The organism is Campylobacter curvus (assembly GCF_013372125.1).
In the GTDB taxonomy this organism is placed as follows: Bacteria; Campylobacterota; Campylobacteria; order Campylobacterales; family Campylobacteraceae; genus Campylobacter_A; species Campylobacter_A curvus.
In genome coordinates, this window is sequence record NZ_CP053826.1 from 1,642,055 (window position 1) to 1,656,435 (window position 14,381).

Consider the following 14,381-nt stretch of genomic DNA (forward strand, 5'->3'; position numbering starts at 1 on the left):
CTGCCTTTAAACAAGTAGCGCGGGTTAAATCGCTAGCGATTTTAAATTTTACTGCGCCCTTTCATCGCAAAGCATAAAAAGTATCCTGCCCTGCTTTCTAGTATCGCTTTCAAAAAGCTTTTCTTTGCTTGATTTTACGTTTTCAAAGTCCTTTTTGTCAGTTTCACTCGTTAAATTTGGCGTCAAAAAGGTCGCAGTCTTTATATCAACGCCATCTTTTGCGGCTATCGTCGCGCTTATATCGGTCGTAAAATACTCTTTTTTATCGTCACTAATGTAGTAGTTCGTCACGCTTTTTGCACTCACTTTTTCGTTTGCCAAAAACGCTGCACAGACGGATTTATCGCTATTTGAGGCATAGACGATGGACTCGATTATGCCTAGACCGATGTCGTAAAATTTAAAGCTCTTTGCCGCACGAAGCTCCGCCATATCGTCTTTATTTGGCGGCACGACGTTTTTATGCGTATCTAAATTTATAATGATGCTGCTTTTATCGGGTGCCAGCGAATATATATGCCCCAAAAATTTCATGACACTATTTTTCTTTAAAAACGCCTTTCCAACGAGCTCTCCTTGTGAAGACTGCCCCTGTGAATACGCCGTATATAGCGCGATAAAGCCCATCTGCTCTTTTGAGCCGTTGTTTTCGATATAGCCTATCCACTCGGCCGGCTCGCTAGGATCACGTCCCGCCAGATCGTCCATAACCCAGCCGCAACCGCCAAAAACTGCCGCTAAAATGGCGCAAAGAACGGAAATTTTGAAATTCATAAAGGCTCCTTAAATTTTAGCCATAATTATACCTTGTAAAAATCAAGTTTTAGGGCAAATTTGCTATAATCTCGCAAAAATTTAAGGAGCAAAAATGGCAAATATTTTGATAATCGGAGCGGGTGGCGTGAGTCAGGTCGCTACCGTAAAATGCGCGATGAACGCGGATGTTTTCACCAAAATCACTCTCGCAAGTCGCACAAAAAGCAAGTGCGATGCGATCGCAAAATTTATAAAAGAGCGACTTGGCGTTGAAATCGCAACCGCGCAGATCGATGCTGACGACACGGATGCAGTGGTAAATTTGATCCGCGAAACGGGCGCGCAGCTACTGCTAAACGTCGCACTGCCGTATCAAGACCTAACACTGATGGACGCGTGCGTGAGAGCAGGCATCGCCTACATCGACACCGCAAACTACGAGCACCCAGATACCGCGAAATTTGAATACAAGTTGCAATGGGCAAAGGACGCGGACTTCAAGGCGGCTGGCACTATGGCGCTGCTTGGTAGCGGGTTTGATCCAGGCGTGACAAACGTATTTTGCGCCTACGCACAGCAAAATCTCTTTGACGAGATCCACGAGATCGACATCCTAGACTGCAACGCGGGCGATCACGGCTACGCGTTTGCAACAAATTTCAACCCCGAGATTAACCTGCGCGAAGTCAGCGCAAAAGGTCGCTACTGGGAGCGTGAAAAGGGCTGGATCGAGACCGAGCCGATGGAGATTTCGTTTAAATGGAACTACCCAAAAGTGGGCGTCAAAGACAGCTACCTGCTCTATCACGAGGAGCTCGAAAGTCTCGTGAAAAACATCAAGGGGCTAAGGCGGATCCGCTTTTTTATGACATTTGGGCAGAGCTATCTCACGCACATGAAATGCCTCGAAAACGTCGGCATGCTACGCATCGACGAGGTCGAGCATAACGGTGTAAAGATAGTGCCGATCCAGTTTCTTAAAACGCTGCTGCCCGACCCTGCATCGCTGGGGGCTCGCACGAAAGGCAAAACCAATATAGGCTGCGTGATCCGCGGTGTAAAAGACAGCAAAGAGAGACAAGTGTATATCTACAACGTTTGCGACCACGAAGCGTGTTACGCCGAAACGGGCGCGCAGGCGGTGAGCTACACGACGGGCGTGCCTGCGATGATCGGAGCGATGATGGTTGCAAAGGGCGTGTGGAGCGACAAAGGCGTGTTTAATATGGAGAATTTTGACGCGAAGCCGTTTATGGACGAGCTAAATAAACAGGGCTTACCGTGGGAGATCATCGAGATGAAGCCGGGGGAGAGGTATGAGGTGGAGTAAATTTTAAATTTATAAATCAAGAAAGAGAGTATATGTCGTTAAAAAATATTTTAGAAAAATTTATAAATACCAACACTGAAATAAAGCTTTATATCATAGGCATTACTCTCCTTATAATTACTAGTTTTATAAATATCAAATTTCCAGAACACAAAACCATACTAATGCCTTTTACCTTTATGAGCCTTACTTGTTTTTGTATGGGATTTTTACTATGCGCTATACCTTTAATTAAAAAATTTTGGCCTCACTGGGTTGGAAGAACATTAATAATTCTTTTAAATGCTTTTACCTATTTTTTTATCAAAAACATTATCACAAAATTTAATAGCTGAAATAATAGGATTGCCACCAAAAGACTTTCCGCTAACAACCGAAATACTAACGATTATCGTATTTTATATACCGATAGCATTATTACTTTTATGCTTTTTTATAATGTTTTTATGTCTCATAGCAAGTTTAGCTTTACCATTAGTAGAATACATCATCCCTGTATCAAATAGATTTATAAGCTTTTTCGCGCCATATAAATTTAAAAATCTCATAAAAAATGAATTCTATGGGCGTCTTTTGGGAGCAATCGTATTTACTGCATTATTGCTTTTTTTAACCGAAAACACTATCATCAAAAATTTAAGATTTATGCCATACATCATAAAAGAGCTAAGCTATTACTGTGACTATTATCCATCTCATTTATATCCAAGTATATCAAAAGAGGAACGTGTTATATTGCACGACAATGGAGTGATATCATCGGCTAGAAAATATAATGGAGACATTTTAATAACCATAAGAAATTTTAAAGAATAATCCAAAAATAAAATTGAAATTTTTATTCTTTTTCTGATTTTATTTTTTCTTGATATTATTCATATTTTCAAACCTCTCCTTCAACTCCCTAAAAATCTCACTCTTTGAAAGCTCGTATTTGTCTAAGATCACGGCGTCATTGTCGCCGATAGGTTGTATAAGCCCGTAGGCAGCGTCTCGATCTAGTTTCGTGCGCTTAAATTTGACGTTTAAAACATCGATCTTGCGTTTGGCATCGATCGTTTTGACGCTGATCTCCTCTATATCTTTAAAATAAAATTTAGTAAATTTCGCGCCTTTTTGCACGCCAAACCCATCATCGTCGATCTGCAAAAAACTGACCTGAGCTATCTTTCTCACACAAAACGCCGCGCAAAGCAGTCCCATTATCATCGTAAAAATGCCAGATCCCGCAAGCTGGTAGTAAAAATACCCCGCACATCCCGCCGCAAATAGCGCCACAGACAGCACCAGCACGGCCATTGCGCCCTTTTTATTCTCGTTTATCCGCATATTTTTCCTTTATTTTTTCGCTGATTATACCTTAAATTTAGCGCCAAAGCCCAAACGCCGCACTAAAAACGATATAATTATTACATCATTTTAAAAGGCCTAAATATGAGCGTAAATTTTAAAATTTTATGCCTGTGCTTGCTGCTTGCAGGCTGCGGAAACGGAAATGAAAGCGAGTATTTTAGCGGCTATTTGGAGGGCGATTATCGGTACTTAGCGCCCTCCACCAGCGGCCGTATCGTAAAAATAAACGTCAAAGAGGGCCAGCACGTAAAGGTGGGCGAGCTGCTTTTCGAGCTCGAAAACACCGCACAAACAGCAAATCTAAGCGCCGCAAATGAAAATTTAAACGCGCTAAAAGCCGAGCTCGCCGACCTAAATTTAGGCAAGCGCGAGCAGGAGCTAGAGACGATCCGTGCGCAGATCGCCGAGGCAAAAAGCGGGCTTTGGGTGGCGGAGCAAAACTACAAAAGAGCCGTCACGTTAAAAAAGCAAAGCTCCATCTCGCAAAAAGAATTTGACACCGCAAAGGCGGAATTCAACCGCCAAAACGCGCTCGTAAAACAGCTCGGCGCAAGCCTTGAAGTGGCAAATTTACCTGCGCGTATCAATCAAATAAAAAGCCTCGAAGCAAAGATAAAAGCTGCCGAGGCTAACGTGCAAAGCTGCGAATACGAGCTTAGCAAAACGAGGCTCGCCGCTAATGAGAGCGGGCTAATAGAGCGCGTGTTTTACAAAGAGGGCGAGTGGGCGAGCAACGCCCATCCCGTACTCTCGCTGCTACCGCCAAATGAGCTAAAAGTCAGGTTTTTCGTGCCAGTCTCGGTGCTGCCTACACTAAAAGAGGGGCAAAAAGTGGAGCTTTCTTGCCAAAACTGCCCGAAATTTAGCGCCACCATCAGTCACGTCGCCACCCAGCCCGAATACACCCCGCCGGTCATCTACACCCAAAACCAGCAAAATACGCTGACATACCGCATCGAGGCTGTACCGGACGAGCCAAGCGAGTTTTTACACCCTTCTCAGCCGGTCGAAGTTAGGTTAAGATGAAAGAGATGTTACATTACATCGCATCGACCCAGCCGACCCAGCCGACCCAGCCGACCCAGCCGACCCAGCCGACCCAGCCGACCCAGCCGACCCAGCCGACCCAGCCGACCCAGCCGACCCAGCCGAGAGAGCGCACTCAAATTTCAGACGAATTTGCGATCGATGTTAGAGGACTGTCAAAGAGATTTGGCAAACGTATCATAATCGACAACGTCGATATCTGCGTGAAAAAGGGCTCGGTCTGCGGCTTTTTAGGGCCAAACGGCAGTGGCAAGACGACCACGATCAGGATGCTTTGCGGGCTTTTGAGCGCAGATGGCGGCGAGGGGCAGTGTCTTGGCTTTGACTTTCGGCGAGACTCCGAGCTCATCCGCCTAAACACGGGCTACATGACGCAAAAATTTGGCTGGTACGACGACCTGACCGTCAGGCAAAATCTAGAATTTATCACGCGGCTCTTTGGCATGGCTGACATCAAGGGCGCGGTGAGCGAAATTTTAGAGCAAATGGGACTGGAAAAAAGAGCAAACCAGCTTGCAGGCGCACTTTCAGGCGGCTGGAAGCAGCGGCTTGCCCTTGCTATGTGTCTCATCCACAGACCAAAGCTACTACTGCTTGACGAGCCCACGGCGGGCGTGGATCCAAAGGCCAGGCGCGAGTTTTGGGACATCATACATCGCCTGGCAAACGGCGGCATCACGGTGCTGGTTTCGACGCACTACATGGACGAGGCCGAGCGCTGCGTCGAGCTCATCTACATCGCTTACGGCAAAATTTTAGCCAGGGGCAGCGAGGAGGAGATCATAGCAAGTAGTGAGCTTGACGTCTGGGAGCTTAGCGGCAAGGACGCGGCAAAATTTGCAAATTTGCTGAAAAACGAGCCTTATGCGAAGGACATCTCGGTCTTTGGCAGTAGCTATCACATCGTGGCAAACGACGCTGACGGGCTACAAAAAGCGATGGCGGATTTTAACGCAACGGGGCTAAATTTACGCAGGATAAAAACCAGCCTCGAAGACGTTTTCATGCATCTTTTGAGCGCCAGTAGCGACGGTAGGTACTAGATGAAGGCGTTTTCACTCTCACGCACCGCAGCGATGATAAAAAAGGAATTTCGCCAAATTTTACGAGACAAAGGCACTCTGGCGATGATAGTGGCGATGCCGCTGCTGCTAATGCTACTCTTTGGCTACGCGATAAATACAAACCCGCGCCACATGCCGACCGCGCTCATCACAAGCGGCGGCGGCGAGCTCGTGCGCTCGATGACGAAAGCGCTTGAAAACACGCAGTATTTCGCACTAAAATACATCGGCGCCGACGAAGGATACGCGCAAAATTTGATGAAAATGGGCGCGGTGCAGTTTATCGTCTATTTCCCGCCAAATTTAGAGCGCGCGCTCATGCGAGACGAGCGTCCAAGACTACTCATCAGCATCGACGGAGCCGACCCCTCCGCCTCGGCACAGGTCGCGCAGGCGCTAGACATCGCGCTCGCTCAGGCTCTAGCGAGGGATAAATTTAACTCGGCCGCGAGCCAAAGTGCAGATAAGGGCGAATTCGAGCTAATCGTGCATACGCGCTACAACCCGGAGCTACTAACGCGCTATCAGATCGTGCCCGGGCTTGTAGGCATACTGCTCACACTCACGACTATCTTGCTCACCTCGATCTCGATGACCAGGGAGTATGAGCGCGGCACGATGGAAAATCTCCTCGCCACGCCGCTACGCCCGCTTGAAGTGATGACTGGCAAAATTTTACCCTATCTTTTTATCGCTTACGGGCAAATTTACGCGATATTTCTCATCGCCAGATACCTTTTCGGACTGCCGCCTATCGCGGACTGGGGCTCGCTTTTCGTCGCTGCGACGCTGCTGATGCTCGCAAATCTTGGCGTTGGCTTCACATTTAGCACGCTCGCGAAAAATCAGCTCCAAGCCATGCAGATGACTTATTTTTTCTTTATGCCTTCGCTTTTGCTTTCGGGATTTATGTTTCCGTTTTACGGCATGCCGCTTTGGGCGCAGGCGCTTGGCGAAATTTTTCCGCTCACGCATTTTTTACGTATCATTCGCGGTATCTGGCTCAAAAACGCCTCCGCGATGGAATTTAGCTACGACATCGCGGCGATTTTCGCCTTTTTGTGCGCCAGCACGGCTATCTCGCTTTGGAGATACAAAAGGACGCTGGATTGACCGCCCTTTACTCCGGATCTTCGGTAAATTCATTGTCTCTAAATATCGCGTAAAAATTTATCGCCCAAAGCACGAAAGAGACGGCAAACAAAACCGCAGGTACGCCGATGTAAAATTTATCGCTAAAGATCGCTAGCACCGAGCGCGAGATGCCTGCAGCAAAAAGTAGCACGAGGCCTAGGCGCGAAAGACGCAAAAATACGAGCTCTTGACCGCTATGACGAAGCCCTGCGACATTGAATATAAGCATGATGACGCCCATGACGACGCAAAGCGCGATGAGATGGGTGGCGTTGCTGCTAAGGGCCAGATCCAAAATTTCGCTAGCTCCCAGCCAGACATAACCAACCCCTGAAAAAAGGCTGATCAGATAATAAAATATCACGAAATGATGCCTCAAAAGGCAAAGATGATGCCACTCGCTAAGGCGCGCCAGCAAGATAAACCCACATCCAAGAGCCAAAAAGCCCACTATCTGGCTCAAAGCGTCCAGCAAGAGCGCAGCGATAAGCAAAACAAATGCGCTGATGGCTAAATTTTTATAAACGAAGCTCGGCGCAAACACCGCCTCGTTCATGTCAGGCTCCAGCTTGAAAGCTTCCTTTGCCATCACGATACTCACGCGAAAGCTCACCACCAAGATAGCGATCATATTTAGGTGGATCTGAGCGTTTAAAAATTTCTCATCGCCGCTAAAAACGTATAAAAAATCAAACGCACAAAATACGATCAAGATGCTAGCGACGCTGAAATTTTGATCGTTTCTATCGCGGATGATGAGCACGAGGCTAAATACAGTAAGATAAAGCCAAAAGCAGCCCATGAAAAAATAGCCAAATTTCAGATCAAGAAACATCGCTACAAGCGAGAGGACAAAGAGCGTGAACATAGCCACGCTGTGCTTTTTAAGGTCGCCCGGGAAATTCGTCCAGTCAGGCACGGCCGTAAATAAAAACCCGCCGTATGCCAAAGGGCAAACGAGCCCCAAAAAGGCAAATTTATGAAAGCTGACGAAGTCCCCCGCTACAAAAAAGCTAAGACAGCCAAGCACCACGCAAAATACGCTACTTAGAAAAAATATCCGCATAGGATGAGTGAAAAAATCGTTAATCAAAATATATCCTTGAGCCAAAATTTTCAGTAGCCATGCGGCTTATAAAATCAAAATCGCGCTCACAAGCCGGTGTATCGATACGTAAAATTTGCTCCACGTTTGCGCCTTTTTGACTTAAAAAATATATCTCATCGCTTAGCCTAACAGCCTCAAATCTATCGTGAGTAACGAGCACGACGCTCATGCCTCGCTCTTTGCGAGATAAAATTTCATCGATCATTATCTCTCTCATATCAGCGTCCAGTCCCGAAAAAGGCTCGTCCATCAGCAGCAAATCAGGCTTCGTTACAAGCGCTCTTACAAAGCTCACGCGCGCCCTCATGCCGCCGCTCAGCTCGTCGGGGTATTTTAGTGCGTCTCTTTTTGAGAGTCCGAATTTTGCCAAAAATGCGTAAATTTCATCATCGCTCACATCGTCGGCGACTAGCTTGATGTTTTCAAGGGCGTTTCTCCACTCAAGCAGGCGATTTTCCTGAAAAAGATAGGTCGTCTTTTTAAAATCGTTTGAAATTCTGCCCCGTTTAGCGTCGTTTAGACCGGCGATCAGCCGTAGTATCGTGGTCTTGCCACAGCCGCTTGGGCCAAAGAGCGTCACTGCATGGCCTCGCCCTACTTCAAGGCTGAAGTCTCGCACGACGCGGTCTCTTAAAATTTCATACTCCAAATTTTTAAGCTCCAGCATATCTCACCTCTTCCACGGCATCAGTAAAATTTTAAGCGGCTCGATGATGAGATACTCAAAAAGCATCACAAGCGTAATGACGAGCACTACGTAAGCCATCACGCTTGGAGTATCTAGCATCACTCTGGCGTCTGCGATCTTTGAGCCCACACCGTCGCTAGCGCCAAGCAGCTCGGCCATGATGACGATCTTTACGCCCATACCGACCGCCACGCTTAGCGAGCTGATGATGTAGCTGGTAAGATGAGGTAGATAAAGATGGCGGATCTTTTTTAAAATCCCAAGATCGTATGCGTCAAACATCTCTTTAAGCTGCTCGTTCACGCTCATCATGCCGACCATCGAACTAGCGAAAGTTAGCGGTATGCTGGTGATTATGATCGTAAAAATGGTACTTACATTACCAAAGCTGAACCAAAACAGCGCGAGCACGACCCAAATGATCGGCGGCATCGATAAAAGTATCGTGATGAAGGGCTTTAAAAACGCCGCAAAGCTCTTGTAGTATCCGGCGATGAGCCCCAGCGTGATGCCTACTACGCACGAAACCCCGACGCCAACGACCGCGCGAAAGAGCGTCACGGGGATATCGCTGCTTTTATAGTCGGCTAAAATTTCATACGCCCGCACGAAAACGACCTTTGGAGACGGCAACAAAAACTCCCCGAAAATTTGCGAGCCAAGCTGCCAAAGCGCGATAGCCAGGCAGATGACACCAAGCCCGCTAAGGCCTGAAAGCAGATAATCCACCACTCGCCAAATAGCGGCGCGAGGAGCCTTGATGCCGTCGATTAGTATCATAAAAAGAGCCTCTTTTCAGCCATTTTGCCGCCAAGCACTTTTGGATTTAGCTCGAATAAAATTTCAAAAAAGCTCATCAGCTCGTCTGAAATTTCGCTTGCTTTGATGACGGTGAGGTTTGACCGCTCAAAGCTGTTTGCAAGAGCCGGTACCGGGGCTGGCAGGTAGTTTGCGCCGATCTCTGCGGCACTTTGCTTGTTAGCAAGTATCCAAGCCAAAGCGTTTTTAAGATCGCTATCAAGCGTATCAAAAAGCGGGCGGTTTTGCTCGTAAAATTCTAAATTTACGATGATGCCGGCTTGCGGTATGAAAGGCTTTGTATTGAATGTCTCGCCCCAAACCTTAGGCAGCTCGAAGCTTCTTATCACCTCTATGCCGCTTTTTTTACCACGAAGTATGGCAGCAGAGCTCATCGGCTCGACCGAAAGCACCGCGTCAAAGTCCTTTTGCAAAAACATACCGATAGCCTCCGGCGGAGTCTGAGCGTAGGTGATATTTAGCTTATTAAAGTCAAGCCCGCGCTTCTTGCATAGGGCTTGGACGATGAGGTCTGGCATATCGTTTTTAAACAGCATGACGAATTTCTTGCCGACTAGATCCTCGAGGCTTTTTATCTTTTCGTCTTTTACGAGGATGTTTAAAAGCCCTGTCGTGAGGATGTTTAACATGGCAAAATTTAGCCCTTGGTTGGCTAAATTTACGCCTACGTTAGATGGTGCCATCGTGACTTTGATCGTGCCGTTAGCCACGCCGGCGCGCAGCTGGTCAGGGCTACGCCAAATTTTAAGGCTCACGTCATGGCTTTTGGCGAGCTCTCCTTGCTGGCTGGCGACCGCCATTATGACGCTTGGGATCGCGGGCGCTCCCCACATCTCAAAGCTCTCTTTGGCAAACAAGCTCGGAGCAAAAGCACTCGCACCAAGCGCAGCGTTTAATGCTAAGAATTCTCTTCTTTTCATTTGTTTCTCCTTTATTAAATTTTGAACTTCGTTTTAGATCTTATACACTACGCAAAGTGGCAAAGATGGCAGTTGCGAACACTAGGCACGAAAATCTGCCGTGAGCTTGGTTTTCTCTCAAAAGCCAGATTTGCGTAGTGCAAATCGTTTCATAAAATTTGACCATCAAAAACTAGCATGCACATTCAGCCAAAACGTCCTTCCCGGTGCATTTACTAAATTCGGAGCGAGCGCGCCTACATGCGCACCGCTGATAAACTCGGCGTATTTTTTATCAAAGATATTATTCACGCCAAGCCTGATACCGACCCTATTCTTAAACTCGATCCCGCTATAAATATCCATCGTCGTAAAGGACTTCGCCGCCTCTTTTAGATCGATGCCAAAGCCCGTGCTCTTATCAAAGTCTCCTCTGGTTTGCTTGGCTACGTATCGTAGCGCCGTGCCTAGGTTGAAGCTGCCAAAGCTGGCGTAGTCGCGGTAATCAAGCTGCAAATTGGCCTCAAACGGTCTCATCTGATAAAGAGGTCTGTCGTCGGTTTTGTTTTGTCCATAGCTATAATACGCGTTAAATTTAGCTCCGAAATTTCTAGCGAAATTTAGCTCGGCGCCCAAATTTGCAAGATAGAGTCTGGCATCGACGTTGCGCGAAGTGACGGCATTCCTATTTACGGTCGGTGTGCTCGCAGCCCCGTGTCTGCGGTCATATATCACGAGGTCGTTTGCATCGTCTGCTATGAGGTATCCCTTTAAAGCGAACGAATCCTCGCCATACATGGAATTTAGATAGCTCTTATAGGCCTCGCTCGCAAATTTAAAGTCGGCCTTCACGCGGTTGTGACGCTCCGGCTTTAAGAAAGGATTTGATATCCAGCCGTTATCGCCCGCTCCAAATAGCGCGTTGAAGCGCTCCATGTTTGAAGGCACTCGATAAAGGCTCTCTAAGGCAAGCGAATAGCTATCTTTTTCGTTAGGCTTAAATTCATACTTGAGCGCTCCGCTTAGTCCGTCGTGATCTATGCTGCCATCAAAGTCCTTGCTGTAAATGCTTCGCCAAAGCTTCCTCGTGGTGTTTAGGTTATTTGACATCGCAGCAGGCATGCCCGGCATCACGAAAACCTCGTCAAGGCTTTTTGTCTCGCTCTTGTTCCAAACGTAATCAAGCCCGAAGCTCAGCCTATTTTGCTCGTTTAGATCGTAGCTTATGGTGTCATAAATTTGATAAATTTTAGTATCGATTTTTGGAAATCTATTTCCCGTATGCACAAAGCCCGCGTTTGTCAGAGTATAGCGCTTACCCTCGTGTCTGTCGCGGGTTATCTTAAAGCCTGCGAGGTTATGAAAGTCGCTAATATCCGTGTCGTATTTCGCACCGAAATCAAAAATTTTACGCTTTATCTCGACGCGAGCCTTTGACGAGGAGTTGCGAAGGGCGTAGTTGTTTGCCTCTCGCTCGACTTGCCTATACATGAATTCTAAATTTAGCGTATTGCCAAGAGCCTCATCGCCGATCCTCGCATCAAGCTTCGTCGCGTATCGCTCGGTCTTTACCGCGTCCATTTGGTGCTGTGGCTGCTTGTCGTCATCTATCCTGTCGTGCAAAAACGTAGCTCTGATCTCGCTGATATCGTTTGGCAAGTAACCTACGATGAAATTTTGCCCGTAGCGCTTATAGCCAAGGCCGACTTTATCGCCGTCACCGTCTTTGTAGTCATTAGCTTTGGTATAGTGAGCGTTTAAGATCGTATAAAAATTCGCTCCTCTGTAACGATATAATGCCGAGCCGTAAAAGCTGCCGCCATATATGCCCGAGCTTAGGTGAAATTTATCCATAGATTCGTCGAGCTTGTTCGTAACGAAGTAGTATCTGCTTCGATCGGCTTTGTCGAATTGATTTTCCAAGAATGCGCTTTGAGCGATATTTGGAGTGATCAAAGGCGGTGGAGCAAACTCTTTTATGGGGGCTATGACCGCGCTGGAAGCTATATTATCAGCACCCAAAAGCGATACCGCGATCGCGCCTGAAAATAAGATATTTCTCATGTTTGGCCTTAAATTTTAAATTGAATATGAGAAAGTATATCATTAAATCATTTAAAAACGATTGACAATAATCAAGATGATTTTTATCCTAAATAATATTCGAATTTAGCTTTTTGCCACAGTGTTGATTTTTAAAATGGCTCTGTTACAATATTTCATTGATTTTTAACTTTCAAGAGCGAAGTCAAACCTTGTGAAGCGACGCTATCGCCGCCGATTTTCAGAGAAGCCACAGGCTGAACGCGAAAATCGTGCTATATGTTCGGTGCTTTGCGGAGCAAGCAGGGTTTTTGCTTCACTTCGTTCGCAACTGCAAAGCAGAAGCGAAGCAAGTGTCAATGTATTATAACAGAGCCTTTAAAATTTAGCTACCTTTGCTGGGTATTGTAGAAAAATCCGACGATCTGCCTAGCCAGACGCTCTTTAAAATACGGCCAAATGTAGCTCTTGGAATAGGTATTGCCACCTTGATAGAGCGTGATGTTCGTACTTTTATCAGGATATCCCTTTTGGCGTATCAAGACGCTTGCTTGCATGGTGTAAAAGTAGCTGTTAGTCACGAAGTCATCGTCATCAAACGGAAAGCCAAAAGAGTAGCCAAACATCCCAAACGGTCGCCTGCCAAAGCCGTATCCCATGTAAAACCTGGAGTCAAAATCGCGCCTTATCAAGCGATCAAAGCCCTGAACGTCGCCAAGCACTACAAAATCGGCCTTTGCCATATTTGACGTAGAGACGAAGCCGTTTTTTACGAATTCGGCTATTATTTCAGAATTTACGTCCTCACCGGTCGCGGTATTTTTAAAATTTACAAAGACACTGGCATTAACGTCTTTCATAGTTATAAAAATCGGTGCGCTGGTCCTTGAGGAGATAGTCGGGGCGTTAGAAGCGCATCCTGCAAACAAAATCGCAGCAAATATGACGAGTAAAGTTTTCATAAAAGCTCCTTATAAAGCGGACTTTATAGCACTCTCCAATACGCTCTTTGGTGTAAGTCCGATGAATTTACCAGACATTTTACCACTTTTATCGAAAAAATACACAACGGGTACTCCCATGACACCGCCTACGGCTTTGCTGAAATAATCGACCGAGACTTTATCGCTTGTAGTCTTAAACTCTATGCCATGCTCCTTTAGCAGAGCCATATCTTTGTCAAAGCCTTTACTAGGGCCTAAAACCCCGATAAATTCCATCTTGTTACCATAAATTTTATATAGCTCGTTAAGGTCCGGGATCTGCTTTTTACAAACTCCGCAATCCGTACCGAAAAAGAAAAGCATATAGGGTTTATCGCCCATTTTCAGGCGCTGCTGACTAGGGAAAAACTGCGTATCTATGCCTTTTGGATCGTTTAGCATTATGTGATGTTTCTCATACTCTTTTGCACATCCTGCAAATATCAGCGCCGCAAAAATAAAAATTTTAAACCAAAATTTCATCATGCGTCTCTTTTTAGAGTGCGGATATTTTCAAGCTTACCGTATCTTAGATAGACGATCTTGTCGCCGTATTCGCCAAGCTCGGGGTTGTGCGTGACAAGAAGTATCGTTTTGCCCTGCTCTCTTAGCTTGCAAAATAGCTCCAGCACGACCTTTTCGTTCGCTTCGTCGAGGTTGCCCGTAGGCTCGTCGGCTATCAAAATTTCAGGATCGTTTATGAGCGAGCGTGCGATACAAAGGCGTTGCTGCTCGCCGCCGCTTAGTTGGCTTGGTCTATGCGTCAAGCGATGAGCCAGACCGACCGCTTCGAGTGCCTTTTTAGCGTCGTCTTCATCGACACTACTATGATAATACTGCGCTATCATCACATTTTCAAGCGCACTAAGATAGGGCACCAAGTGAAACTGCTGAAATATAAGCCCGATCTTTTCACGTCTAAATTTAAGCGTATCTTCGGCGTTTAGGTTGCTCACGTCATCACCGCCTAGCATATAAACGCCGCTTGTTGGCGTATCCATCAAAGAGAGTATATTTACAAGCGTGCTCTTACCGCTACCGCTTGGGCCCATCACGCTGACCCACTCGCCTTTTTTGACCTCGAAATTTATATCATCAAGCGCGCTTACGTCGCCAAATTTCTTACAAATATGTTTAAGTTCCAATGCATTTGACAT

The 14,381-nt window shown here is 46.4% G+C and carries 14 protein-coding genes; 4 read left to right on the forward strand and 10 right to left on the reverse strand.

The window, feature by feature from the left end:
* Positions 1 to 48: 48 nt before the first annotated feature.
* Complete coding sequence (locus tag CCVT_RS08065; protein ID WP_018136008.1) at positions 49 to 774, reverse strand: hypothetical protein; 726 nt, start codon at positions 772 to 774, stop codon at positions 49 to 51.
* Between the two features lie 94 nt (positions 775 to 868).
* Between CCVT_RS08065 and CCVT_RS08070 the strand changes: the two genes are divergently transcribed.
* Positions 869 to 2,086: a saccharopine dehydrogenase family protein gene (locus tag CCVT_RS08070; protein WP_018136007.1), complete on the forward strand. Its 1,218-nt coding sequence runs from the start codon at positions 869 to 871 to the stop codon at positions 2,084 to 2,086.
* An 855-nt stretch (positions 2,087 to 2,941) separates the two neighbouring features.
* On the opposite strand, the gene CCVT_RS08075 is transcribed toward CCVT_RS08070, so the two are convergent.
* Positions 2,942 to 3,415, reverse strand: coding sequence for a hypothetical protein (locus CCVT_RS08075; protein WP_018136004.1), 474 nt, complete (start codon positions 3,413 to 3,415; stop codon positions 2,942 to 2,944).
* 105 nt (positions 3,416 to 3,520) lie between these two features.
* Between CCVT_RS08075 and CCVT_RS08080 the strand changes: the two genes are divergently transcribed.
* The 3 genes from CCVT_RS08080 to CCVT_RS08090 are packed head-to-tail and all read left to right on the forward strand — an operon-like array spanning position 3,521 to position 6,663.
* On the forward strand, positions 3,521 to 4,465 hold the full coding sequence (locus CCVT_RS08080; RefSeq protein WP_018136003.1) for an HlyD family secretion protein: 945 nt from the start codon (positions 3,521 to 3,523) through the stop codon (positions 4,463 to 4,465).
* Positions 4,462 to 5,529: an ABC transporter ATP-binding protein gene (locus CCVT_RS08085; RefSeq protein ID WP_169765140.1), complete on the forward strand. Its 1,068-nt coding sequence runs from the start codon at positions 4,462 to 4,464 to the stop codon at positions 5,527 to 5,529. Before CCVT_RS08080 ends, CCVT_RS08085 begins: the two co-directional genes overlap by 4 nt.
* The gene (locus CCVT_RS08090; RefSeq protein ID WP_018136001.1) at positions 5,530 to 6,663 is read left to right on the forward strand and encodes an ABC transporter permease; all 1,134 of its coding nucleotides are present in this window, start codon (positions 5,530 to 5,532) and stop codon (positions 6,661 to 6,663) included.
* Between the two features lie 7 nt (positions 6,664 to 6,670).
* On the opposite strand, the gene CCVT_RS08095 is transcribed toward CCVT_RS08090, so the two are convergent.
* The 8 genes from CCVT_RS08095 to CCVT_RS08130 all read right to left on the reverse strand — a co-directional run bounded on the left by CCVT_RS08095 (position 6,671) and on the right by CCVT_RS08130 (position 14,381).
* Positions 6,671 to 7,777, reverse strand: a complete 1,107-nt coding sequence (locus CCVT_RS08095; RefSeq protein ID WP_018136000.1) for an NnrS family protein — start codon at positions 7,775 to 7,777, stop codon at positions 6,671 to 6,673.
* Positions 7,770 to 8,459 carry an ABC transporter ATP-binding protein gene (locus CCVT_RS08100; RefSeq protein ID WP_018135999.1) on the reverse strand — a complete coding sequence of 230 codons (690 nt, stop codon included), beginning with the start codon at positions 8,457 to 8,459 and terminating at the stop codon, positions 7,770 to 7,772. Before CCVT_RS08100 ends, CCVT_RS08095 begins: the two co-directional genes overlap by 8 nt.
* Positions 8,460 to 8,462: 3 nt before the next feature.
* Positions 8,463 to 9,260 (reverse strand): ABC transporter permease, encoded by a 798-nt coding sequence (locus tag CCVT_RS08105; protein WP_018135998.1) that lies wholly within the window; start codon positions 9,258 to 9,260, stop codon positions 8,463 to 8,465.
* Positions 9,257 to 10,219, reverse strand: a complete 963-nt coding sequence (locus CCVT_RS08110) for an ABC transporter substrate-binding protein (RefSeq protein ID WP_018135997.1) — start codon at positions 10,217 to 10,219, stop codon at positions 9,257 to 9,259. Before CCVT_RS08110 ends, CCVT_RS08105 begins: the two co-directional genes overlap by 4 nt.
* 165 nt (positions 10,220 to 10,384) lie before the next feature.
* Positions 10,385 to 12,262: a TonB-dependent receptor domain-containing protein gene (locus tag CCVT_RS08115; RefSeq protein WP_018135995.1), complete on the reverse strand. Its 1,878-nt coding sequence runs from the start codon at positions 12,260 to 12,262 to the stop codon at positions 10,385 to 10,387.
* A 368-nt stretch (positions 12,263 to 12,630) separates the two neighbouring features.
* Positions 12,631 to 13,203, reverse strand: a complete 573-nt coding sequence (locus CCVT_RS08120; protein ID WP_018135994.1) for a hypothetical protein — start codon at positions 13,201 to 13,203, stop codon at positions 12,631 to 12,633.
* A 9-nt stretch (positions 13,204 to 13,212) separates the two neighbouring features.
* Positions 13,213 to 13,710 (reverse strand): TlpA family protein disulfide reductase, encoded by a 498-nt coding sequence (locus CCVT_RS08125; protein WP_018135993.1) that lies wholly within the window; start codon positions 13,708 to 13,710, stop codon positions 13,213 to 13,215.
* A complete protein-coding gene (locus CCVT_RS08130; RefSeq protein WP_018135992.1) occupies positions 13,707 to 14,381 on the reverse strand; it encodes an ABC transporter ATP-binding protein in 675 nt (224 codons plus the stop codon). The genes CCVT_RS08125 and CCVT_RS08130 overlap by 4 nt, the downstream gene beginning before the upstream one ends.